The organism is Microbacterium sp. 1S1 (genome assembly GCF_008271365.1).
Classification (GTDB): Bacteria; Actinomycetota; Actinomycetes; order Actinomycetales; family Microbacteriaceae; genus Microbacterium.
In genome coordinates this window covers 2457171-2478721 of sequence record NZ_CP043430.1, presented here as the reverse complement: position 1 = coordinate 2478721, position 21551 = coordinate 2457171, and the positions used below count along the sequence as shown (strand labels likewise).

Below are 21551 nucleotides of genomic sequence, written 5' to 3'. Positions count from 1 at the left end.
ATGAAGAAGGGGTTCGGATCACACGATCCGAACCCCTTCGACAGTGTTACGCGCCGACCTTGAAGCGCGCGAAGTCCGTCACGGTGATACCGGCGTCCTTCGCCACCTGGGCGACGGAGAGCTTGTTGTCCTTCGCGTAGTCCTGCTCGAGCAGGGCGACCTGCTTGATGAACGCAGCGACGCGGCCCTCGACGATCTTCGGCAGAGCAGCCTCCGGCTTGCCCTCGTTGCGAGAGATCTCGGTGACGATCTCGCGCTCCTTCTCGACCGCGTCCGCCGGCACGTCCTCGCGGGACAGGTACGACGGGTTCGCGAACGAGATGTGCTGGGCGATGCTCCGCGCGGTCGCGGCGTCGTCACCGGAGTAGGCGACGACGACACCGATCTGCGGGGGCAGGTCCTTGCTCGTGCGGTGCAGGTAGACCTCGACGCTGTCACCGGTGACGGTGCGCACGCGCCGGAGCTCGACCTTCTCGCCGATGATGGCGGCCTCTTCCGAGATGAGCTGCTCGACGGTCTTGTCTCCCGCCGGGGCGGCCAGCGCGGCCTCGACCGAGTCGGCCTTCACGGCGGCGACGGCGTCGGCGACCTTGTCGGCCAGCGCGATGAAGCGCTCGTTCTTGGCGACGAAGTCGGTCTCGCAGGCGAGCTCGACGAGCGTCACGGCGCCGTCCTGCTCGCGAGCGACGACGAGGCCCTCGCTGGTCGAACGGTCGGCGCGCTTGGCGTTGCCCTTGGCACCCTTCAGGCGCAGGATCTCGGTGGCCTTCTCGACGTCGCCGTCAGCCTCCTCGAGCGCCTTCTTGGTGTCGACCATTCCCGTGCCGAGCTGCTCACGCAGCGCCTTGAGGTCGGCGATGGTGAAGTTGGCCATGTGTGGTGGCTCCTTGCTTCGTTGTGTGGGTGAACGAGGATTACTTGGCGTCTGCGGCCTCGGCGGCGGCGACCTCGGCGGTCTCCTCACCGGAAGCGGCGGCGATCGCCTCGTCGTGCTCCTGCGCACCGGCCGCGTCGGCGGCGGTGGCGTCGGCAGCGTCAGCGGACTCCTGGACGGGAGCCTCGAGGAGCTCCTTCTCCCACTCGGCCAGCGGCTCTGCGTCGCCCGAGTCCGGGTTGTGCTTCTGCTGCAGGCCCTCGGCGGCCGCGTCGGCGATGATGCGCGTCAGCAGCGAGACCGAGCGGATGGCGTCGTCGTTGCCCGGGATCGGGTACTGGAAGTCGTCCGGGTCGGCGTTGGTGTCGAGGATGCCGATCACCGGGATCCCGAGCTTCTTGGCCTCGTCGATGGCGAGGTGCTCGCGCTTGGCGTCGACGACCCAGAGGGCGGACGGCGTCTTCGTGAGGTTGCGGATACCGCCGAGCGACTTGTGGAGCTTGTCCAGCTCACGCTTCTTGAGCAGCAGCTCCTTCTTCGTGAAGCCCGAGGCAGCGGGGTTCTCGTAGTCGAGCTCCTCGAGCTCCTTCATGCGAGCGAGGCGCTTCGCGATGGTGGAGAAGTTGGTGAGGAGGCCACCGAGCCAGCGCTGGTTCACGTACGGCTGGCCGACGCGGGTGGCCTGCTCCGCGAGGATCTCCTGCGCCTGCTTCTTGGTGCCGACGAAGAGGATGGTGCCGCCGTGCGCGACGGTCTCCTTGACGAAGTCGTACGCCTTGTCGATGTAGCCGAGCGACTGCTGGAGGTCGATGATGTGGATGCCGCTGCGCTCCGTGAGGATGAAGCGCTTCACCTTCGGGTTCCACCGACGGGTCTGGTGTCCGAAGTGCACGCCGCTGTCGAGCAGCTGGCGGATGGTGACCACAGCCATGGTCGTCTCCTGATTCTGGCGCTGGGCGCCGTTGAGGTTGTCATGCCGACCGGACGGTCGGACATCCTGGTGCCCGGCTCACGCCCACCCGTTAGGAAACGGGACCTGCGGGAGTGGATGCCACGACGAAGTCGCTCTGGGCACGCGTAGTCACCCCGAGATCGAGGTGCTCGTCCAGCATACAGGATCATGCACCACCGGCTCGTCCTGCACAGGTGTGAGATCTCGCGCCTTCTCCCCCGCGTCCGCGGTCGTCGCGGCGTGGCCGATCGGCACGGCCTCGCGCGGCGCACACTCGCTCCATGGCTTCGCTGTCCCACCCTCGTCCCCGCCTCCGTGCACACCCGTCCTCCCCTGCTCGCCGCACGATTGCGGCCGTGCTCGGCTGCTTCGTGCTCCTGGGCAGCGCAGCTCCGCTCGCGCCCCCTCCCTCTGCACAGGCCACGACCACTGCCGGCCCCCTGCTGTCCCCGGAGGTCGGGTCCTCCGCTGAGGGGGTGTGGCGCTGGCCGCTCGACGGGACTCGCCGCGTGAGCACCGCCTATCGCGCGCCGGCGCACGCCTACGGCCCCGGGCACCGGGGCATAGACGTCACCACGACCGTCGGTGCCGCGGCGGTCGCGCCGGCGGACGGTGTGGTCGCGTTCCAAGGCGTGGTGGTCGATCGTCCTGTGCTCACGATCCGTCACGCCGATGGTCTCGTGAGCACGTTCGAGCCGCTGGAGTCCTCTCTCCGCGCGGGTGAGTCGGTCCGACAGGGTCAGGGCATCGGCCGGGTCTCGGTCGGCGGGCATGCGTCTCCGGGGTCGCTGCATGTCGGCGTGCGGTACGACGGGACGTACATCAACCCGATGCTCCTGTTCGAGGACGTGCCACGCGCACGACTTCTCCCCTGCTGCGACCCGTGACTCCCGGCCGCCAGGGGAAGCCGGTCAGGCGCGGGGGTGCGCCAGCCGATACGTCGCCGTCAGGCGCTCGGCCGAGACGTGCGTGTAGATCTGGGTGGTGCCGAGACTCGCGTGCCCCAGGATCTCCTGCACGGCGCGCAGATCTGCGCCACCGTCGAGGAGATGAGTCGCGGCGGTGTGGCGGAGTGCGTGCGGCCCGACCGTGTCCGCTCCGACGACGGGCGCGAGCGCGCGGGCGACGACCTCGTAGACCGTTCGCGGGCCGAGGCGGCGCCCACGGCTGCCGAGGAAGACGGCGGGGGAAGCGGTCTGCGTGCGTGCGAGCAGTGCGGGCCGCGCCCGACGGAGGTATGCATCCAGAGCATCCCGCGCCGGGGCACCGAACGGCACGACGCGCTCCTTGTCGCCCTTGCCCCGCACGAGGGCCGTCCCGCGGTCGAGATCGAGGTCGTCGATGTCGAGCCCGCAGAGCTCGGATACCCGGACCGCGGCGCCGTAGAGGAGCTCCAGCACCGCGTGGTCACGCAGAGCGACCGGTTCACCCGACGATGCCGCGTGACGATGGCGATCCAGCAGCTCGGACATCGCGTCCTTCGAGGCGACGGTCGGCAGCGTCTTGGCGCGCTTCGGCGCCACGAGCCGCAGGCTCGGATCGACCGCGATGAGCTCCTGCTCGCGCGCCCAGCCGAAGAACGCGCGCGCTGTCGCCGCGCGTCGGGCCAGGGTCGCTCGCGCGTCGCCGCGCTGGGTCGCCTGCCACAGCCATTCGCGCAGCAGCTCCAGGTCGATCCGGTCCACCGGACCGCCCGCCACGCTCGCCCCGAGGTCGCGCAGGTCGGACCGGTACGCCTTCACGGTCGCCGGTGAGAGCCGACGCACCTTCTCCAGGTGATCGGCGAACGCCTCGACAGCGACCGCGAAGTCCATGGTTCTACCCTGCCGCTCCCCCGCCTCCGGAGCGCGGCGCCCCGCCGCAAGCCGCCTCACCGCGTGCGCGGCGCGACTCCACGCCAGCCGCCCCGGTCGCGTCGCGCGAGGCCGTCGAGATCGAGGAGACCGAGCAGAGCCCTCGTCCGCTCGACCGTCAGGTCTGCGCGCTGCGCGAGATCCCTCTCGGTGCGAACGGTCCGGGTGCCGAGCGCACGGAGAAGCCGCACCCGCCCTTCGTCCGTGGCATCGTGTCCGCGGGCCGGCCGCGCGTCGATCGGGAGCATCTCGACGACCTCGGCCGCCGAGGTGACGCACACGGCGTCGTACTCGCGCAGCAACTGATGGCACCCGGCCGACGACGCGGAGGTGACGGGCCCGGGTACCGCACCGAGCGGCCTGCCCAGTGTCGCGGCGCGTCCCGCCGTGTTGAGCGACCCGCTGCGCCAGCCCGCCTCGACGACCACCGTGGCCTGCCCCATTGCCGCGATCAGTCGGTTGCGAGCGAGGAACCGCCATCGCGTCGGCGCCGTGCCGCAGGGAACTTCGCTCACGACAACCCCGTCGTCCGCGATCCGTGCGAGGAGGGTGCGATGACCGGCGGGGTATGGACGGTCCACTCCCCCGGCGAGAACGGCGACCGTCCCGCCCCCGACGGTCAGCGCTGCGCGGTGGGCAGCGCCGTCGATGCCGTAGGCTCCGCCGGACACGATGACAGCCTCCCCTGCCGCCAGGTCCCCGGCGATGTCGGCGGCGACGCGCTCCCCGTAAGCGGTGGCCGCCCTCGCGCCCACGACGGCGACGCGTGACATGCTCGTCAGGAGCTCAGCGCGTCCGCGCACCCACAGCACCATCGGGACCTCAGCATCGAGGTCGTCGACGGCGACCGGCCAGGCGGGATCTCCCGGAAGGAGCAGCTGCGCACCGGTCTTCTGCGCCGCACGCAACGCCCCGATCACGGCCGCCGCATCACCGCGCTGCCGCCACCGTGCGCGCGCCTCGTCCAAGGCCCGTCGTGCGCCCGCGGCCCGGACCACCGGCCACGCCCGCTGGGGCGTGTCCAGAGCGAAGCGCAGTCCGTCGGCCGGCCCGAACTCCCGCACGAGAGTCGCGGCGACCGCGTCGCCGGGGTCGGCGACGACCGACCAGGCGACACGAGCGAGAGTTTCCGTCACGTCATCGGCACCTCGGACGCCCCTCGCCGCGTCGAGTGCATCCTGCCGGGAGAGGAGCTCGTCGATCAACGCGCCACCCCTGTCCGCAGAAGCAGTGCGCGTCCGACCTCGTCTGTGCCGGGCTGGTCGCGTCCGGCAAGGTCGGCCATGGTCCAGGCCACCCGGAGCGCACGGTCGTAGCCGCGGAGCGTCAGCGCTCCTCGTTCCAGCGCCCGATCGAGGCTCCCCCGCGCCTCCGGCGAGAGCCGGAGCCCGCCGTGCCGGAGCACGGTGCCGGGGACCTCCGCGTTCCGACGCCACGGCGTGCCGCGCCATCGCCGCTCCGCCCGTGCGCTGGCAGCCATCACGCGGTCCCGCGCGCCGGCGGTCGTCACCCCGGAACGCTCCCCCGCGAGCGAACGCGAGGCGGCGACCCGGGTCACCGGCAGATCGATGTCGACGCGGTCGCGCAACGGGCCGGAGAGACGGGTGGCGTAGCGTCTCAGCGCCTGCGGCGGACAGATGCAGTCGCCGTCACGTACTCCCCGGTTGCCGCAGGGACACGGGTTCATGGCGAGGAGCAGTTGGAACCGCGCCGGAAACCGCACGACGAAGCCTGACCGATGCACGTCGACGAAGCCGCTCTCGAGGGGCTGGCGGAGTGCGTCCAGGACCGCTCGGGGGAACTCCGCTGCCTCGTCGAGGAAGAGCACCCCCCGATGCGCGCGAGCGACCGCGCCGGGACGCGCGGTTCGCGATCCCCCTCCCACCATCGCCGCCATCGAGGCACTGTGATGCGGAGCGACCAGCGGAGGCCGGTGGTCGAGCCCGGTGACGGGCTCTCCACAGAGGGAGCGCACGGAAGCGACCTCGATGGCCTCCTGTTCGGTCAGCGGAAGCATGATCCCGGGAAGGCGGCCCGCAAGCATCGTCTTGCCGGCTCCGGGTGGACCGCTCAGGAGCATGTTGTGCCCGCCCGCGGCCGCGACGATGAGCGCCTCGACGGCTTCCTCCTGACCGACGACGTCGCTGAGGTCGCGGTCGTCCGGTTCTGCCTCCGGCGGCGGCGGGCCGGGAATCGGCTCGACGTCCGGCACCTCCACCTCGGCTCCGTGCCAGGCTGCGACCTCTGCGAGCGACGCGGCCCCCTGCACCTCGACACCCTCGACGAGACCGGCTTCCGTCGCGTTGCCGTGCGGCACGATCACACGGTCGAAGCCGGCGCGTGCGGCGGCGAAGACCGCAGGAAGCACGCCGCGAACGGGACGCAGCCGGCCGTCCAGCCCGAGCTCCCCGAGATGCACCGTCTGCCGGACAGCGCGACGCGTGAGCATGTCGCTCGCGGCGAGCGAGGCGACCGCGATCGCCAGGTCGAAGGCAGCACCGTGCTTGGGCAGACTCGCCGGCGAGAGGTTCACCGTGAGACGTCGCCGGGGCAGCGAGAGCCCGGAGTTCACGCAGGCGTTGTGCACGCGCTGCACCGCCTCTCCGAGAGATTTGTCGGGGAGCCCGATGATCCGGAACTCGGGTGTCTGCGGCGAGAGGTCGGCTTCGACCTCGACGAGGCGCCCCTCCGCGCCGGTGAGTGCGACGGACCAGGTGCGGGCGGTGCTCACGCGATGTCCTCGAGATGCTCGACCGACGCGGTCGCCGGGTCTGCGCCCACGATGCCGATCGCCTCGAGCCGCAGCACCCGCCCGCGTGCCACCTCGGGATGCGCCGCCCGCCACGCGTAGGCGAGCTGCCACAGCCGACGCCGCTTGCGGTCATCGATGGCATCGAACGGGTGACCGAACACCGCCGACCGCCGGGTCTTGACCTCGACCACCGCGAGATGTGCACCGACCACGGCGACGATGTCGAGCTCTCCTTGGGGACACCGCCAGTTGCGATCGACGATGCGATACCCACGCTTCGTCAAGTAATCCGCCGCCTGCTGTTCCCCGGCTCGGCCGAGCTCGTCTTTCGCTGCCATCCCCACAGGATGGACGTCACCGGGCTCCCGTCCCTGTCGCCGGACGTCGACAGCCCGGTGGGTGTGGAAACCGCGCGGAACGCGGAGATCGTGGAGGAACCCGCAGAGGTCCCCGTGTCACTCTCCGTCGAGCGAGAGCTCCTGCGGCAGTTCGAACTCGCGCCGCTGCAGTTCCTCCACGTTGACATCCTTGAAGGTGAGCACGCGGACGGCCTTCACGAACCGGTCGGCACGGTAGATGTCCCAGACCCAGACGTCGCTCATGGAGATCTCGAAGTAGAAATCGTGCTCGGTGTCGCGACGGACGACATTGACCTCGTTGGCCAGATAGAAGCGGCGCTCCGTCTCCACGACGTACTGGAACTGCGAGACGACGTCGCGATACTCGCGGAACAGCGCGAGTTCGAGCTCGCGGTCGTAGTCGTCGAAGGCTTCCTCATCCATGATGAGTCCATCCTATGGTCGACGGACGCGGGCCGCGGCATCCGTGGCCCGACGGTTCAGAACAGGGTCGGCGCGTCGGCGATCGCCCACGAGGAGCGGTGGAACGGCGAAAGGCCGAAGGATCGGATGGCTTCCCTGTGCTCCGGACTCGCGTACCCCTTGTTCCGGTCCCACTGGTAGTCGCGATGGTCTTCGTGCAGTTCCGCCATGTGGTCGTCTCTTGCGACCTTCGCGATCACCGAGGCGGCAGAGACGGAGGCGCAGTCGCGATCCGCCTTGACGACCGGCCGGACGTTCAACGGTGCCGGATGCACGCGCGAGACGTAGTCGTGGTTGCCGTCGAGCAGGATCAGAGCGTTCTCGACCGTGGCACCCTGCGCCACCACCGCCAGCACGGCGCGGGACGCGGCGAGGCCGAGCGCCCGCATGATGCCGACCTCGTCCACCTCGCCTGCCGTCGCCCAGCCCACCGCCGATGCCTGCACCCACGCGGCCGCTCGGGCGGCCACCTCAGGACGCCGGCGCTCGGGGACCAGCTTCGAGTCGCGGAGTCCCTCGGGCACGCGGCGCCGCGCTCCCTTGACATCCATGACCGCCGCACCGACGGCGACCGGTCCTGCCAGCGCTCCGCGACCGACCTCATCGAGGGCGATGATCAGATCCCACTCCCCCAGGAGCTTCCGCTCCAGGGTCAGGCGAGGCGTGATGACGGTCATTCGGGATCCGGCACTCCGGTGAAGATCTCGTGGTGCGCGTCGATCGTCCCGAACCGGTCGAGCGGCCAGGTCGTCAGGAACGCCTTGCCGACGATGTTGGAGACCGGGACGAAGCCACCACTCGGGAGGTCCTGGTGGGCGCGGGCATCGCGCGAGCGGTCGCGGTTGTCGCCGAGGAGCCACACGGAGTCGTCGGGGACGACGACGTCGAACGGCTCGTTGGACGCAGCCGTATCGCCCTCCGGGAGGTTCAGATAGCTCAACTCGTCGATGGGAGCACCGTTGATCGTGATCTGCCCCAACGCATTGCAGCACACCACGTGATCGCCTTCGACGCCGATCACGCGCTTGACGAGGTGATCCTGCGTGTCTGTGGCGGAGATTCCCACGAAGGTGAGCACCCAGTCGAGAGCCTGGATCAGCGGGGGTTGTGCCGGCGTCTGCGGCATGGGGTCGAGCCACCCGCCCGGGTCCTTGAAGACGACGATGTCGCCACGCTCGTAGCCGGACCACCGCGGAGTCAGCTCGTCGACGAGGATCCGGTCGTCGATCAGCAGCGTGCGCTCCATGGAGGCCGACGGGATGTAGAACGAGCGGACCACGAACGTCTTGATGACGAAGGACACGAGCGCGGCGATGACGACGATGACCAGCACATCGCGAAGGAAGACCAGGAACCCCCGCCGCCGGCGTGTCGGGCGTGCGGACGGAGTGTCAGTCATCTGGTTCCTTCTCGAAGAGTGCACCGCGATCGCACGGCAGTAACAAGGTTCGCATACGGGGAGCAGAACGAAAGCACCCCGGGACATCGTGTCCCGGGGTGCTGTGAAGAAGCTTCGCGTCAGTTGTTGACGCGCTTCTCCTTGATCTTCGCCTTCTTGCCGCGGAGCTCGCGCAGGTAGTACAGCTTGGCGCGGCGCACGTCACCGCGGGTGACGACCTCGATGTGGTCGATCACCGGGGAGTGCACCGGGAAGGTACGCTCGACGCCCACCTGGAAGCTGATCTTCCGAACGGTGAAGGTCTCGCGCACGCCGTCGCCCTGGCGGCCGATGACGACGCCCTGGAAGACCTGGATACGGGAACGGTTGCCCTCGGTGATGTTGACGTGCACCTTGACGGTGTCACCGGGGAAGAACTCGGGGATGTCGGAACGGAGCGAAGCCGCGTCGACGGCGTCGAGGATCTGCATGATCGTCTCTCTCTGCACTCGCCTCAGGTCGGATGCACGGATTAGGAAGGAACAAGAACGGGAGTGTGCCGAACGGCGCTGACGCGTCCGCGGGCTCCCCTGGGGCAGAGCCGGTCACGGCACAAAGAACCATTCTGCCACGGATGGCAGGCCGCACCAAAACGGTCGATCAGGGACGGTCGTCGGTCTCCCGCACCACGATGACCTCGTGCACGCTCGTCTGCGGCACGTCGGCGCGCGGCGGTGCCATGGTCGACCAGGAGATCGTCTCGCGAATCCGCGCCCCGCTCCCCCGCGCCTCGTTCCAGAGCTGCCACAGCTGCAGCCAGACCAGGCCGATGCCCACGACGATGGCGGCCGCGAGCAGCCAGCCGAAGGCCCCGTCGATGAAGAAGCCGACCGCGATGGTCAGCGCGTGCCACAGGCCGAACCCTGCGACGTCCCACCACGACACAGCGCGCTCCGCACGCACCGAGGGCCGGGAACGCGTCAGCAGCGTGAGAAGGAGCTGCCCCACGAACACCGAGGGCATCGCGATGAGCAGCACCCAGAGGATCGCCCAGCCGCCCTGGAACACCGCCCAGCCGACGAGCAGCCACAACGGCAGGATGAACGCCGACGGCAGCAGCCAGCGGAAGAACGCCTGTCGGATCCACATGTGTTCGATGCTACGGCGACCCCGCGTGCGCGTCACCGGTGTTCGCTGAGAGCGGGAGGCACCGACCGTCACCGCGATCAGGGAGAATGGGAGGGACGAGAGGACACTGATGATCGAACTGCGCACCCCTGCCGAGATCGATGAGATGCGCGCGGCAGGCCGGTTCGTCGCCGAGACGCTGGCGACCCTGCGCGACGAGACGAAGGTCGGCACCAACCTGCTGGCGATCGACCGCCGGGCACACGACATGATCCGCAAGGCCGGCGCTGAATCGTGTTACATCGACTACCACCCGTCCTTCGGCGCGAGCCCCTTCGGAAAGGTCATCTGCACCTCGGTGAACGACGCCGTGCTGCATGGCCTTCCTCACGACTACGCGCTCAAGGACGGCGACCTGGTCACCCTCGACTTCGCCGTCTCCGTCGACGGCTGGGTCGCGGACTCCGCGGTCTCCTTCGTCGTGGGTACGCCCCGCGACGAGGATCTGCGCCTCATCGACACCACCGAGCGCGCGCTGGCCGCCGCGATCGAGACCTCGGTGGTCGGCAAGCGCATCGGCGACATCTCCGCCGCCATCGCCGACATCGCGCACGGCGAGGGGTATTCGATCAACATGGAGTTCGGCGGCCATGGAGTCGGCCGGACCATGCACGGCGACCCGCACGTCGCGAATGACGGCCGCGCGGGTCGCGGTTTCCCACTCCGCGCCGGCCTCGTGCTCGCACTGGAGCCGTGGTTCCTCGCGACGACGGACGAGCTGATCACCGACCCGGACGGCTGGACGCTGCGCAGCGCGGACGGCTCCCGCGGGGCGCACTCCGAGCACACGATCGCGATCACGGACGAGGGTCCGATCATCCTGACGGATCGCTCGTTCCTCGGCGTCGACTGACTCCGGACGCCGGGTCGGCGCGCTCCCAGGACGCGACCGGCCCGGGCACGACCGTGAACAGCGGGTGCGCCTCCGGGAGCACCACGGCTGCGTGGCGCGCGAGCACTTCGGGGCTCCGCTCGGCGAGCTTCGACCGCAGGTGTTCCCACTCGATCGCGAGCTGGCCCGTCGCCACCGGGAGCGGCGGGATTCCCGCGTCCGGGCGTCGGATACGCGTACGGTCGAAACGATAACCCCGGGCCTCCGCCTCGTCGGCCACACCGCGCAGGTACGCGGCGACCGCGGCCTCCGGGTCCTCCGCCGCTCGGAAGCGGACGAGCTGCGGGTGTCGCCGGTACCCCCTGGTGGCGTCTGCGAGGACGGCCTGTGCGAGCAGCGTCTCCCGCCAGCAGGCGACCAGGCCCTGACGGTCGAGGTACGCGGGGTGTAGCGACCAGATCCTCATGCGCGCCGATAACGGAAGACATCGGTGAGGTGCGGGAGGTCGAACGCCGCCCGTCCACGGGTCTCCTCCGCGTCGTCCAGCACAGCCTCCAACTCGGCCACCATGGCGGCGCGATCCGTCTCATCCGCCACCAGGAAGCTGCTGACCGTGCCCCACCGTCGCAGGTAGTCGTCCCGCGTGATCGACTCCGTCCAGCGCACCTCCTCGTGAACCTCGAGGACGAAACCGGGGAGTTCCGTGGCCGATGCGGACGTCGCGTCGCCGGTGGCCACCGCGGGATGCGCGATCCGGTGGCAGGCGAGATCCCACGCGCAGACCGGGTCAGCGCGGTTCCAGAGCAGCCCCAGCGCACCGCCGGGGACGAGGACGCGGGCGATCTCGGCGGACGCCGCATCCCGGTCGAACCAGTGGAACGCCTGCGCGACGCTGACGGCGTCGACGGAGGCGTCAGGGACGGGGATGCTCTCGGCGGTCCCGGGCCGCGCGTCGACGGCCGGAAACGTCCGTGCGAGCACGGCGAGCATCGGCGCGGAGGGCTCGACCGCGATCACCCGGGCCGCGCGCCCGATGAGCAGCCCGGTGAACTTCCCGGTCCCCGCCCCCAGGTCGAGCGCCCTGCGGACCGGCACCGGCAGGATGACCTCGGCTGCGCGCTCAGGAAACCCGGGGCGATAGCGGTCGTAGTCTTCGCCGATGCCTTCGAACGAGCGTGCGCGTGTCACATCCACCATGCCTCGACGCTAACAGGACGAGCGGATACGGCGCCTCACTCGTCGCCGGCAGCCTCCGGGAGCAGGTCGGGGCGTCGAAGTCGGGTGCGGAGGAGCTGCTGCTCGTGCCGCCAGGCTGCGATCGCTCCGTGGTTCCCGCTGAGGAGCACGTCAGGAACCGTGCGCTCACGCCACACGGAGGGCTTCGTGTACGACGGGTATTCCAGGAGCCCGTCCTCGTGGGACTCCTCGACCAGGCTCTCCGGGTTGCCCACCACTCCGGGGATCAGCCGCCCGATGGCCTCGATCATCGCCATCGTGGCGACCTCGCCGCCGTTGAGCACGTAGTCGCCGAGGCTCAGCAGCCGAACCTCGCCGCGCTCCGCGGCGTACTCGAAGACACGCTCGTCGATGCCCTCATAGCGGCCGCATCCGAAGACGAGGTGCTGTCGACCGGCGAGCTCCCGCGCCGTCGCCTGGGTGAACACCTCACCGGCCGGCGACGGGAAGATGATGGTCGGCGCCGGGACGGCGTCCGCCGTGAGCTCGTCGAGGGCGAGACCCCACGGCTCGGGCTTCATGACCATGCCCGCTCCCCCGCCGTAGGGGGTGTCGTCCACGGTCCGGTGTCGGTCGTGCGTCCAATCGCGCAGGTCGTGCACCTGGAGGTCGAGCAGACCTGAGCCTCGCGCCTTGCCCAACAGGGAGAGCGTCAATCCGTCGAAATACGACGGGAAGATGGAGACGACGTCGATGCGCACGGGGGAACCGTATCAGCGGTCACTCGGCGCTGTCGGAGGCGGCGGTCCCGTCCTCCGACTCGGGAAGCTCCTCGAAGAGCCCGGTGGGAGGGGTGACGATGACGCGACCGGATGCGACGTCGACGGTCGGCACGATGGCCTCGACGAACGGGACCATCACCTCATCGGTAGTGCCGGCGGCCGAGGGCTTCACGATCAGCAGGTCCTGGGCGGGCAGATGCTCGACGCGGACCACACGGCCGACGACCACCTCGTCGCGCACGACGTCCAGCCCGACGAGCTGATGGTCGAACCAGGCGTTGTCCTCGGTCTCGTCCTCGTCCTGGTCCATCCAGAGAATGGCCCGCACGAGGCTCTCCGCCGCGGTCCGGTCATCCACGTCCTCGAAGAAGACGACGGAATTCCCGTTCATCACGCGGTATTCGCGGACGGTGATCTCCTTGCCGTGCCACGGAGATGCCTCGGGCACCTGCAACGTGAACACGGCTCCGGGCACGAAACGGCGCTCCGGGTTGTCGGTGTAGAGCTCGAGCTTCAGGGCGCCCTTGAGCCCATGAGCCTTGACCAGGCGCCCGACGCGAAGCTGGTTACGGCCCTGGATGCGGTCCTGCGACACCACGTCAGTCGTCCGCGACATCGACGCGGACACGCCGCCCGTCGGCGAGAGCGCTGACGAGAGTGCGCAGAGCCTTGGCCGTGCGGCCGCCGCGCCCGATCACGCGTCCACGGTCATCGGGGTGCACACGCACCTCGAGCAGGTCGCCTCGCGGCGACGAGGATTCGTGAATGCGCACATCCTCCGGGTGATCGACGATCCCCTTGACGATGTGTTCGAGCGCGGCGGCGAGCACGATGAATTACTCGGCGTCGGCGGCGGGAGCCTCGGCGGCCTCCGCGTCGGCAGCGGCAGCGGGGGCCTCGGCAGCAGGCTCGGCCTTCTCCGCCTTGGGCTTGATGACCGACTTCTTCGAAGCGTCAGCCTCGAAGACGGCCTTCTCGCCGGCGACCTTGAGGGTCGACTTGGCGTCCTTGTCACCCTTGAAGGTGCCCCAGTCGCCGGTGATCTTGAGGATGGCGGTGACCTGCTCGGTCGGCTGCGCGCCGACGGACAGCCAGTACTGCGCACGCTCGGAGTCGACCTCGATGAACGAGGGCTCCTCGGTGGGGTGGTACTTGCCGATCTCCTCGATCACACGACCGTCGCGCTTGGTGCGCGAGTCGGCGACGACGATGCGGTAGTACGGCGCACGGATCTTGCCCATGCGCTTGAGACGAATCTTGACAGCCACGATTCTCCTGAATGGTGTGGAAGGAAACGAACCGGTCGCCTGGAGCGTGGGGTGCACACCCGGCGGAAGCTCAAATGAGGAGGACGAGTGCTGGATAGAGGGTCGAGCACGCCGTCCGACCCTCTATTCTGCCAGATGCGCGGGCCCGTGCGAAACCAGCGACACGGCGTTGCGGTGCTGGCCCGACCCCGTGTCAGACTGTCCCCGTGCAGCTCGACTTCGCCGCTTCGGCCCGCTCCACCGTCGGTCTCGAGTGGGAGATCATGCTCGCCGATCCTGAGACCGGTGATCTCGTCGGTCGCGCACCCGAGCTCTTGGCGGCACTGGAAGCCGAGAGTGAGGATGAACGCCACACCGTCACCGGCGAACTCCTCACCAACACGATCGAGGTCACCAGCGGCATCGGCGATTCCGTCGCGCACGCGGTCGATGACATCGCGAACGCGATCGCGGCCGTGCGTTCGGCCACCGATCCGGCCGGGATCGAGCTGCTCTCGGCCGGAAGTCATCCGTTCGCCCAGTGGTACGACCAGCAGGTGACGGACAAGACGCGCTATCACACGCTCATCGAGCGCACCCAGTGGTGGGGACGCAACATGATGATCTGGGGCATCCACGTGCACGTGGGCATCGACGAGCAGCGCAAGGTCTTCCCCATCATCAACGCCCTGTCCGCATACCTCCCCCACCTCCAGGCACTGTCGGCCTCCAGCCCGTTCTGGGCCGGGGAGCGTACGGGGTACGCCTCGAACCGCGCCCTCGTCTTCCAGCAGCTGCCGACAGCCGGCCTCCCCTGGCCGCTGCGTGACTGGTCGGAGTTCGAGCGGTACCTCGACGACATGGTCCGCACGGGCGTCATGGCCGATGCCACCGAGGTGCGCTGGGACATCCGCCCCGCTCCGCGCTGGGGGACGATCGAGGTCAGGGCGTGCGACGGACTCTCCACGCTGTCCGAGATGGCGGCCGTCGCCGCGCTCGTACAGGTGCTCGTGGAGCACTTCTCCCGACTGCTGGACGAAGGCGCCGCGCTCCCGGACCTCCCCGCCTGGTACCACCGCGAGAACAAGTGGCGTGCCGCACGCTACGGACTCGACGCCCGCGTCATCGTCGACACGATCGGCACCCAGCGACCGGTGCGCGAGCACCTCACCGAGAAGATCGAGGAACTCGCGCCGATCGCGGTCGAGCTCGGCTGCGTGCGCGAGTTCGGCAGCATCGCGACGATCCTCGAAGGCGGGGCGAGTTACGCCCGGCAGCTCGCGGTCGCCGACGCCACGGACGGCGACCTTCGGGCTGTCGTGCAGCACCTGATCCGCGAATTCCGTACCGGGCCGCAGTCCTCGATCGAAGGCGAGTGACGGGACAACGGCTCAGTCCTCGACCAGGCGGCGCGCGAGCCCCTCGTCGAGGACGACGTCGGTGATCAGGTCGGCAGCGATCGCGGCCCGCAGGCTCGCGAGCTTGGGGATGCCCGAGACGACGCAGACGCGGCGCGGCACCCGCCGCAGACGGTCGAGTCCCGGGCCGGTCGCTCGCGCGTTGAGCCGGATATCGCGCCACGAGCCGTCGGCGCGGAAGAACACGGTCGCCACGTCACCGATCGCGTGGTCTTCCCGGAGACTGCGGTAGTCCTCGCGTCCGAGATAGCCACCGACGTACACCCGGCTCGGAACCTCGGCCGCCGGCGAGCCGAGACTGAACACGGCGATGTCCATCTTCGCCTGGAGATCGAGGACGCGGCGCGTGCTGCGTTCCCGCCACATGGCCTCCCGCGTCGCGGGGTCGTCGAAGAACGCGGGCACCGGGAACTGCTGCACCTGCGCACCGAACGCGCTGCCGAACCGTTGCAGGATGTCGCTGGAGTACTCCACGCCACTCGTCTGGGTGTTGCCGGCGCCGTTGAGCTGCACGAATGTGGTGTTGTGGGTCTCCTTCTGCGTGAGTCCGCGACTGACGGCACTGATCGTCGACCCCCACGCCACGCCGACGATCATGTTCGAATCCACGAACTGGGACAGGAGCCGCCCCGCCGTCAAAGCGACCCGTTCCAGGCGCTCCACCTCGCTGACGATCTCGGCCATCGGGACCACGTGGGCGACGACACGGTGTCGGTCCCGGATGCGCTGCTCCAGCATCCCCAGACGCTCGAGGGGAGAGTTGATGCGGATGTCGACGAGGCCGCTCTCCCGCGCGAAGCTGAGCAGCCGGGACACCGACGAACGCGACGTACCGAGCTCCTGCGCGATGACCTCCATGGTCTTGTCCTGCATGTAGTAGAGCTGCGCGGCCGTGAGCGCCGCGACCAGCTTGTCGTCGCGTGGTTGCGCGCCCGATGCCGCCATGACGACCTCCTCTCCCTCGATCCTTGCACATATGTGCAGCGGGCTTGCGCGCGAGCGTCACGGAGGTCGATGCTGGTGGCAAGCAAGGAAGAGAGGGTCGACGATGATCGATTCCACCCATGCGTCCCCGGAGCGGGACGCTGTCCGCGCGCTCCGCGAAGCCGGGCGCACCAGTGTCCTCGTCATCGGCGGCGGCATCAATGGCATCTCGACGTTCCGCGATCTCGCCCTGCAGGGCGTCGACGTCGTCCTCGTCGAGCGCGGCGACTTCGCCTCCGGCGCCTCCGCCGCCTCGAGCCACATGATCCACGGCGGCATCCGCTATCTGGAGAACGGCGAGTTCCGCCTCGTTCGCGAATCCGTCGAGGAACGCAACGGGCTGCTGAAGATCGCCCCGCACTACGTCAAGCCGCTGCAGACGACGATCCCGATCTACTCGACGTTCTCGGGGATCCTCTCCGCTCCCCTCCGGTTCCTCACGCACAAGAGCGGCAAGCCGAAGGAGCGGGGCGCGTTCCTCATCAAGGTCGGTCTCACGATCTACGACACGTTCTCGCGCGACGGCGGCACCGTTCCCCGCCACCGCTTCCTCGGCCGTAAGAAGTCGCTCGCCGAACTGCCGTCGCTGGACCCGAAGATCAAGTACACCGCGACGTACTACGACGCCTCGATGCACGACCCGGAGCGGTTGGCTCTCGACGTCCTGCAAGACGGCCGGGCCGCGCACCCCGGTGCCGTGGCACTGAACTACGTCGAGGCGGTCGGTCGCGACGGCGAGGAGGTCACGCTCCGTGATCGCGAGAGCGGCACCGAGTTCACCGTGACGGCCGACGTGGTCGTGAACGCCTCCGGACCCTGGACCGACCTCACGAACGAGGCACTGGGCACCGACACGAACTTCATGGGCGGCACCAAGGGCTCGCACATCGTCCTCGACCACCCTGAACTGCTCGAGGCGACGCGAGGCCGCGAGATCTTCTTCGAGCACTCCGACGGCCGCATCGTGCTGATCTATCCGCTCAAGGGACGCGTCCTCGTCGGCACCACCGACATCGACGCGGACGCGCGCGAGGTCCCGGTCTGCACCGAGGAGGAGATCGACTACTTCTTCGACCTCATCCACCACGTGTTCCCGTCGATCGCCGTGACCCGCGAGCAGATCGTGTACAACTTCTCCGGGATCCGACCCCTCCCTCGCCACGAGGACACCGCCCCGGGCTTCGTCTCGCGCGACTATCGCGTCGAGGTCGACCGCCAGGGCGCCGTCCCGCTGGTGAGCCTCGTGGGCGGCAAATGGACCACGTTCCGCGCGCTCGGTGAGTCGCTCTCGGACACCGTGCTCGGCCTCCTCGGTCGTACGCGCACCGTGTCCACGGCCGGTCGCGCGATCGGTGGCGGGCGTGAGTTCCCGCGCACCGAGAAGGCGAAGCGCATCTGGATCCAGGAGAACCTCCCCGGCGCCGGCACGCGGGCCGACCAGCTCCTCGCCCGGTACGGCACCCGCGCTGCGGAGGTCTGGGCACACGTCGAGCAGGGCGACGATGCGCCCCTCGCCGGTGGCGACCTGTCCACCCGCGAGCTGGAGTGGATGGTGAACGAGGAGATGGTCACGCGTCTCGAGGACGTCATCCTCCGGCGGACCAGCATCGCCTTCACCGGTGGCGCCCGCGCCGAGGTGCTGGATGAGATCGCCGACGCCCTGGCACCGCTCCTCGGCTGGGACCGCGAGCGTCACGACGCCGAGGTCGAGCAGACGCGCCTGCTGCTGAACGAGCGACACGGACTCCACATCCCGTCCCGCGCCCGCGGCTGACGGGACTCCGACCACCGCGCCCTCCTCGCGGTGCTACCCCATAAGGGGTCGGGGCAGAGGGGCCCCGACCCGCAAGAAAGGTCAACGAAGACATGACTGACGTCAATCTCGGTCTCTACTTCCTCTCCGAGCTCGTCGGCACAGCGATGCTGGTCCTGCTGGGCTGCGGTGTCGTCGCGAACGTGGCCCTGGCGAAGAACAAGGGCTTCGGCGGCGGCTTCCTGATGGTGAACTGGGGATGGGGGCTCGCGGTGTTCGCGGGTGTGCTCGTCTCGGCGTACTCGGGTGCCATCCTGAACCCGGCCGTGGGTATCGGCCTCTTCGTCGCCGGCAAGATCTCGGTGGCGATGTTCCTCACCGCGACGGCTGCCGAGCTGCTCGGTGCGATCATCGGTGCCATCGTCGTCTGGCTCGCCTACAAGCAGCACTTCGACGAGGAGCCGGAAGCCGCCAACAAGCTCGGCGTCTTCTCCACCGGCCCCGCCATCCGGTCCTACGGCTGGAACCTGGTCACCGAGATCATCGGCACGTTCGTGCTGGTGTTCGTCATCTTCGCGTTCGCGGACTACGGCGACATCGAGATCGGTACCCCCGGCGGCCTCGGCCCGCTCACGGCTCTTCCCGTCGCCCTGCTCGTGGTCGCGATCGGCGCCTCCCTCGGTGGTCCGACCGGCTACGCCATCAACCCGGCCCGAGACCTCGGTCCCCGTATCGCCCACGCGATCCTCCCGATCAAGGGCAAGGGGCCAAGCGACTGGTCCTACTCGTGGGTGCCCGTCGTCGGTCCGCTCATCGGTGGTGTCATCGCCGCCCTCGCCGCCCCCGGCCTGCTCAGCCTCGCCGGCTGATCCCCCTCAACCGCTCGGGAATTCAAAGGAGAACACATGGCTGACTACATCATCGCGATCGACCAGGGAACGACGTCGAGCCGCGCGATCATCTTCGACAAGAAGGGCAGCATCGTCGCCACCGGCCAGAAGGAGCACGAGCAGATCCTTCCGAAGGCCGGCTGGGTCGAGCACGACGCCGCCGAGATCTGGCGCAACGTCCAGGAGGTAATCGGCCTGGCGCTCGGTCGCGCCGACCTGACCCGCCACGACATCGCCGCGGTCGGCATCACGAACCAGCGCGAGACCGCCGTCGTGTGGGACAAGACGACGGGCAAGCCGGTCTACAACGCCATCGTCTGGCAGGACACCCGCACGCAGGAGATCGTCAACCGCCTCGCGGGCGACGAGGGCGTCGACCGGTTCAAGTCGATCGTCGGACTTCCCCTCGCGACGTACTTCTCCGGCACCAAGATCACCTGGATCCTGGAGAACGTCGAGGGCGCGCGCGAGAAGGCCGAGGCCGGAGACCTCCTGTTCGGCACGACCGACACCTGGGTGCTCTGGAACCTCACCGGCGGCATCGACGGCGGTGTGCATGCGACCGACGTCACGAACGCCTCGCGCACCATGTTCATGGACCTCGAGACGCTGGAGTGGCGAGACGACATCCTCGAGGCGTTCGGCGTGCCGCGCTCGATGATGCCGGAGATCCGCTCCTCCTCCGAGGTCTACGGCGCGGCTGAGAGCTCATCGCTGCTGCGCGAGACGCCGATCGCCGGCATCCTCGGCGACCAGCAGGCGGCGACGTTCGGCCAGGCCGCGTTCCAGAAGGGCGAGAGCAAGAACACCTACGGTACGGGCTGCTTCCTCATCTTCAACACGGGCGAGGAGATCGTCCGCTCGAAGAACGGGCTGCTGACCACCGTCGGGTACAAGCTCGGCGATCAGCCCACGCACTACGCACTGGAGGGATCGATCGCGGTCACCGGTTCGCTTATCCAGTGGCTGCGCGACCAGCTCGGCATCATCTCCTCCGCTCCCGAGGTCGAGGAGCTGGCCGACAAGGTCGATGACAACGGCGGCGTCTACATCGTCCCCGCGTTCTCGGGTCTGTTCGCCCCCTACTGGCGTCCGGACGCCCGCGGCGCGATCGTCGGCCTCACCCGTTACGCGAACAAGAACCACATCGCGCGCGCTGCCCTGGAGGCCGTCGCCTTCCAGACCCGCGACGTGCTCGATGCGGTCAACGCGGACGCCGGAGTGGACCTCAGCGAGCTCAAGGTCGACGGCGGCATGGTCGCCAACGATGCGCTCATGCAGTTCCAGGCCGACATCCTCGGCGTCCCGGTAGTCCGTCCGGTCGTCGCGGAGACCACCGCGCTCGGCGCTGCCTACGCGGCCGGCCTCGCGGTCGGTTTCTGGAGCGGTCTCGACGACCTGTCCGCGAACTGGCAGGAGGACCGCCGTTGGGAGCCCTCTCTCGACGAGGCGGAACGCGACCGTCAGCTCCGCCTGTGGCGCAAGGCCGTCACGAAGTCGATGGACTGGGTCGACGACGACGTGCGCTGACCACCGTCTGACGAGCGGGTCCGGGTTTCCCCGGGCCCGCTTCGTCGTCCCGGCGACTTCTTCTCACCACGCACGTGCACGACCGCGGCACGGCTGCACGGAGCTTCCGGTGGTTCCGTCGTGCACACGTGCCCGAATCGTGCAGGTGAGCGGACGAACCCCGGCCGAGGACGGAGGTCGGCCTCAGGAGGCCGAGGCGTCGACGATCCGCAGGAAGGCCCGCGCAGCGCTGCGGGGCGCCTCGGCATCCCACGCCAGATGCTCGATGCGGACCGGGCCGTCTCGTAGCGGCACCGTGTCGACGCGATCCTCGAACCCGCGCACCACGCCCGGTGCGAGCAGGGTGACGGCCAGTCCCGCGGCGACCAGCCCGATCAGGCTCGCGGCGGTGTCCGCCTCGAAGGCCACGTCGCGCCGCACCCCCGCCGCGAGGAAAGCCGCATCGCTCTGGGACCGCCCGGACGTGCCGGTGGGGAAGTCGGCGAACGCGGAATCCGCGAGGTCGCTCAGCCGCAGCGATCGCCGAACCCCGAGGTCGTGCCCCCGGGGCAGCACCGCCACGAGCGGATCCCGCGCGAGCGGCCGGGAGCCCACCCCGTCGGGGTCCAGGCCCTCCCGGAGCCCGAGGAGGGCGACGTCGAGGTCTCCCCGACGGATCGCGGCCATGAGAGTATCGCTGTTGCCCACCCGGAGCTCCACCCTCGCGGCCGGGTGTGCCTCGCGGTACGCCACGAGCAGCGCCGGAACGTCGAGCGCCGTCACCGTGGGGATGATCCCGAGGCGGAGGGCCCCGAGCACTTCTCCGCCGGCGGCCGCAGCATCCTCCTTCGCCTGGTCCGCGGCGCGCACCGCCCGTCGTGCGGAATGAAGGAACGCCTCCCCCGACTCCGTCGCCCGGACGCTCCGGCTGGTCCTCGCGAACAGCCGCACACCCACTTCGCGCTCGAGGGCGGCGATCTGGTGGCTCAGTGCTGATTGGGTGACGTGACAGCGCTCGGCCGCCCGGGTGAATGACCCGGTGTCCGCGACGGCAACGACGTAACGGAGTTGCTGGAGATCCATTCGTCTATGATCGTCGCTCATCGTTAGCGTGACAACAATGCGTTGGACTCATACGCCGA

Annotated in this window: 25 protein-coding genes; 6 read left to right on the top strand and 19 right to left on the bottom strand. The window is 69.3% G+C overall.

What is annotated here, in order from left to right; all coding sequences use genetic code 11:
* Positions 1 to 46: 46 nt before the first annotated feature.
* Both tsf and rpsB read right to left on the bottom strand, forming a co-directional pair.
* A complete protein-coding gene (tsf, locus tag FY549_RS11980) occupies positions 47 to 874 on the bottom strand; it encodes a translation elongation factor Ts (RefSeq protein WP_149085224.1) in 828 nt (275 codons plus the stop codon).
* A gap of 40 nt (positions 875 to 914) precedes the next feature.
* Positions 915 to 1805 (bottom strand): 30S ribosomal protein S2, encoded by an 891-nt coding sequence (rpsB, locus tag FY549_RS11975; RefSeq protein ID WP_149085223.1) that lies wholly within the window; start codon positions 1803 to 1805, stop codon positions 915 to 917.
* A 302-nt stretch (positions 1806 to 2107) separates the two neighbouring features.
* On the opposite strand from rpsB, the gene FY549_RS11970 reads away from it, so the two are divergent.
* Positions 2108 to 2713 (top strand): murein hydrolase activator EnvC family protein, encoded by a 606-nt coding sequence (locus FY549_RS11970; protein WP_149085222.1) that lies wholly within the window; start codon positions 2108 to 2110, stop codon positions 2711 to 2713.
* 24 nt (positions 2714 to 2737) lie between these two features.
* Here FY549_RS11970 and FY549_RS11965 read toward each other — a convergent pair whose 3' ends face one another.
* The 9 genes from FY549_RS11965 to FY549_RS11925 all read right to left on the bottom strand — a co-directional run bounded on the left by FY549_RS11965 (position 2738) and on the right by FY549_RS11925 (position 9779).
* A complete protein-coding gene (locus FY549_RS11965) occupies positions 2738 to 3640 on the bottom strand; it encodes a tyrosine-type recombinase/integrase (RefSeq protein ID WP_149085221.1) in 903 nt (300 codons plus the stop codon).
* Positions 3641 to 3696: 56 nt separating this feature from the next.
* Positions 3697 to 4815 (bottom strand): DNA-processing protein DprA, encoded by a 1119-nt coding sequence (gene dprA, locus FY549_RS11960; protein ID WP_262380937.1) that lies wholly within the window; start codon positions 4813 to 4815, stop codon positions 3697 to 3699.
* Between the two features lie 65 nt (positions 4816 to 4880).
* Positions 4881 to 6410, bottom strand: a complete 1530-nt coding sequence (locus FY549_RS11955; protein WP_149085219.1) for a YifB family Mg chelatase-like AAA ATPase — start codon at positions 6408 to 6410, stop codon at positions 4881 to 4883.
* Positions 6407 to 6769, bottom strand: coding sequence for a YraN family protein (locus FY549_RS11950; protein WP_149085218.1), 363 nt, complete (start codon positions 6767 to 6769; stop codon positions 6407 to 6409). Before FY549_RS11950 ends, FY549_RS11955 begins: the two co-directional genes overlap by 4 nt.
* A 117-nt stretch (positions 6770 to 6886) precedes the next feature.
* Positions 6887 to 7213 (bottom strand): DUF2469 family protein, encoded by a 327-nt coding sequence (locus FY549_RS11945; protein WP_017204525.1) that lies wholly within the window; start codon positions 7211 to 7213, stop codon positions 6887 to 6889.
* A 56-nt stretch (positions 7214 to 7269) separates the two neighbouring features.
* Complete coding sequence (locus FY549_RS11940; protein ID WP_149085217.1) at positions 7270 to 7929, bottom strand: ribonuclease HII; 660 nt, start codon at positions 7927 to 7929, stop codon at positions 7270 to 7272.
* Entirely contained in the window at positions 7926 to 8651 is a 726-nt protein-coding gene (gene lepB / locus FY549_RS11935) for a signal peptidase I (RefSeq protein ID WP_149085216.1), read from the bottom strand. The genes FY549_RS11940 and lepB overlap by 4 nt, the downstream gene beginning before the upstream one ends.
* Positions 8652 to 8770: 119 nt before the next feature.
* A complete protein-coding gene (gene rplS, locus FY549_RS11930; RefSeq protein WP_101845937.1) occupies positions 8771 to 9121 on the bottom strand; it encodes a 50S ribosomal protein L19 in 351 nt (116 codons plus the stop codon).
* A gap of 169 nt (positions 9122 to 9290) precedes the next feature.
* A complete protein-coding gene (locus FY549_RS11925) occupies positions 9291 to 9779 on the bottom strand; it encodes an MFS transporter permease (protein ID WP_149085215.1) in 489 nt (162 codons plus the stop codon).
* 109 nt (positions 9780 to 9888) lie between these two features.
* Between FY549_RS11925 and map the strand changes: the two genes are divergently transcribed.
* Positions 9889 to 10671 (top strand): type I methionyl aminopeptidase, encoded by a 783-nt coding sequence (gene map / locus FY549_RS11920; protein WP_149085214.1) that lies wholly within the window; start codon positions 9889 to 9891, stop codon positions 10669 to 10671.
* Here map and FY549_RS11915 read toward each other — a convergent pair.
* The 6 genes from FY549_RS11915 to rpsP are packed head-to-tail and all read right to left on the bottom strand — an operon-like array spanning position 10634 to position 13876.
* Entirely contained in the window at positions 10634 to 11116 is a 483-nt protein-coding gene (locus FY549_RS11915; protein WP_149085213.1) for a pyrimidine dimer DNA glycosylase/endonuclease V, read from the bottom strand. The two genes, map and FY549_RS11915, sit on opposite strands and share 38 nt — an antisense overlap.
* Entirely contained in the window at positions 11113 to 11847 is a 735-nt protein-coding gene (locus tag FY549_RS11910) for a class I SAM-dependent methyltransferase (RefSeq protein WP_149085212.1), read from the bottom strand. Before FY549_RS11910 ends, FY549_RS11915 begins: the two co-directional genes overlap by 4 nt.
* 35 nt (positions 11848 to 11882) lie before the next feature.
* Positions 11883 to 12587, bottom strand: a complete 705-nt coding sequence (gene trmD, locus FY549_RS11905) for a tRNA (guanosine(37)-N1)-methyltransferase TrmD (RefSeq protein WP_149085211.1) — start codon at positions 12585 to 12587, stop codon at positions 11883 to 11885.
* 19 nt (positions 12588 to 12606) lie between these two features.
* Positions 12607 to 13224: a ribosome maturation factor RimM gene (gene rimM / locus FY549_RS11900; protein ID WP_149085210.1), complete on the bottom strand. Its 618-nt coding sequence runs from the start codon at positions 13222 to 13224 to the stop codon at positions 12607 to 12609.
* Positions 13208 to 13438 carry an RNA-binding protein gene (locus tag FY549_RS11895; protein ID WP_025103341.1) on the bottom strand — a complete coding sequence of 77 codons (231 nt, stop codon included), beginning with the start codon at positions 13436 to 13438 and terminating at the stop codon, positions 13208 to 13210. Before FY549_RS11895 ends, rimM begins: the two co-directional genes overlap by 17 nt.
* Positions 13439 to 13444: 6 nt before the next feature.
* Positions 13445 to 13876 carry a 30S ribosomal protein S16 gene (rpsP, locus tag FY549_RS11890; protein WP_149085209.1) on the bottom strand — a complete coding sequence of 144 codons (432 nt, stop codon included), beginning with the start codon at positions 13874 to 13876 and terminating at the stop codon, positions 13445 to 13447.
* Between the two features lie 206 nt (positions 13877 to 14082).
* Between rpsP and FY549_RS11885 the strand changes: the two genes are divergently transcribed.
* The gene (locus FY549_RS11885) at positions 14083 to 15234 is read left to right on the top strand and encodes a glutamate--cysteine ligase (protein WP_149085208.1); all 1152 of its coding nucleotides are present in this window, start codon (positions 14083 to 14085) and stop codon (positions 15232 to 15234) included.
* Between the two features lie 12 nt (positions 15235 to 15246).
* Here FY549_RS11885 and FY549_RS11880 read toward each other — a convergent pair whose 3' ends face one another.
* Positions 15247 to 16218: a sugar-binding transcriptional regulator gene (locus tag FY549_RS11880; RefSeq protein ID WP_149085207.1), complete on the bottom strand. Its 972-nt coding sequence runs from the start codon at positions 16216 to 16218 to the stop codon at positions 15247 to 15249.
* A gap of 103 nt (positions 16219 to 16321) precedes the next feature.
* Here FY549_RS11880 and FY549_RS11875 point away from each other — a divergent pair, with 103 nt between their 5' ends.
* The 3 genes from FY549_RS11875 (at position 16322) to glpK (ending at position 20430) form a co-directional block, all read left to right on the top strand.
* Positions 16322 to 18031 carry a glycerol-3-phosphate dehydrogenase/oxidase gene (locus FY549_RS11875; RefSeq protein WP_149085206.1) on the top strand — a complete coding sequence of 570 codons (1710 nt, stop codon included), beginning with the start codon at positions 16322 to 16324 and terminating at the stop codon, positions 18029 to 18031.
* A 92-nt stretch (positions 18032 to 18123) separates the two neighbouring features.
* Positions 18124 to 18879, top strand: coding sequence for an MIP/aquaporin family protein (locus tag FY549_RS11870; protein WP_149085205.1), 756 nt, complete (start codon positions 18124 to 18126; stop codon positions 18877 to 18879).
* 36 nt (positions 18880 to 18915) lie between these two features.
* Positions 18916 to 20430: a glycerol kinase GlpK gene (glpK, locus tag FY549_RS11865; protein WP_149085204.1), complete on the top strand. Its 1515-nt coding sequence runs from the start codon at positions 18916 to 18918 to the stop codon at positions 20428 to 20430.
* A 183-nt stretch (positions 20431 to 20613) separates the two neighbouring features.
* Here glpK and FY549_RS11860 read toward each other — a convergent pair whose 3' ends face one another.
* Complete coding sequence (locus FY549_RS11860) at positions 20614 to 21492, bottom strand: LysR family transcriptional regulator (RefSeq protein WP_149085203.1); 879 nt, start codon at positions 21490 to 21492, stop codon at positions 20614 to 20616.
* Between the last annotated feature and the right edge of the window lie 59 nt (positions 21493 to 21551).

Bases quoted from the DNA above. Each gene is read 5' to 3' on its own strand.
- tsf (WP_149085224.1), bottom strand. From the start codon at position 874: ATGGCCAACTTCACCATCGCCGACCTCAAGGCGCTGCGTGAGCAGCTC.
- rpsB (WP_149085223.1), bottom strand. From the start codon at position 1,805: ATGGCTGTGGTCACCATCCGCCAGCTGCTCGACAGCGGCGTGCACTTC.
- FY549_RS11970 (WP_149085222.1), top strand. From the start codon at position 2,108: ATGGCTTCGCTGTCCCACCCTCGTCCCCGCCTCCGTGCACACCCGTCC.
- FY549_RS11965 (WP_149085221.1), bottom strand. From the start codon at position 3,640: ATGGACTTCGCGGTCGCTGTCGAGGCGTTCGCCGATCACCTGGAGAAG.
- FY549_RS11950 (WP_149085218.1), bottom strand. From the start codon at position 6,769: ATGGCAGCGAAAGACGAGCTCGGCCGAGCCGGGGAACAGCAGGCGGCG.
- FY549_RS11945 (WP_017204525.1), bottom strand. From the start codon at position 7,213: ATGGATGAGGAAGCCTTCGACGACTACGACCGCGAGCTCGAACTCGCG.
- FY549_RS11940 (WP_149085217.1), bottom strand. From the start codon at position 7,929: ATGACCGTCATCACGCCTCGCCTGACCCTGGAGCGGAAGCTCCTGGGG.
- lepB (WP_149085216.1), bottom strand. From the start codon at position 8,651: ATGACTGACACTCCGTCCGCACGCCCGACACGCCGGCGGCGGGGGTTC.
- rplS (WP_101845937.1), bottom strand. From the start codon at position 9,121: ATGCAGATCCTCGACGCCGTCGACGCGGCTTCGCTCCGTTCCGACATC.
- FY549_RS11925 (WP_149085215.1), bottom strand. From the start codon at position 9,779: ATGTGGATCCGACAGGCGTTCTTCCGCTGGCTGCTGCCGTCGGCGTTC.
- map (WP_149085214.1), top strand. From the start codon at position 9,889: ATGATCGAACTGCGCACCCCTGCCGAGATCGATGAGATGCGCGCGGCA.
- FY549_RS11915 (WP_149085213.1), bottom strand. From the start codon at position 11,116: ATGAGGATCTGGTCGCTACACCCCGCGTACCTCGACCGTCAGGGCCTG.
- FY549_RS11910 (WP_149085212.1), bottom strand. From the start codon at position 11,847: ATGGTGGATGTGACACGCGCACGCTCGTTCGAAGGCATCGGCGAAGAC.
- rimM (WP_149085210.1), bottom strand. From the start codon at position 13,224: ATGTCGCGGACGACTGACGTGGTGTCGCAGGACCGCATCCAGGGCCGT.
- FY549_RS11880 (WP_149085207.1), bottom strand. From the start codon at position 16,218: ATGGCGGCATCGGGCGCGCAACCACGCGACGACAAGCTGGTCGCGGCG.
- FY549_RS11875 (WP_149085206.1), top strand. From the start codon at position 16,322: ATGATCGATTCCACCCATGCGTCCCCGGAGCGGGACGCTGTCCGCGCG.
- FY549_RS11870 (WP_149085205.1), top strand. From the start codon at position 18,124: ATGACTGACGTCAATCTCGGTCTCTACTTCCTCTCCGAGCTCGTCGGC.
- glpK (WP_149085204.1), top strand. From the start codon at position 18,916: ATGGCTGACTACATCATCGCGATCGACCAGGGAACGACGTCGAGCCGC.
- FY549_RS11860 (WP_149085203.1), bottom strand. From the start codon at position 21,492: ATGGATCTCCAGCAACTCCGTTACGTCGTTGCCGTCGCGGACACCGGG.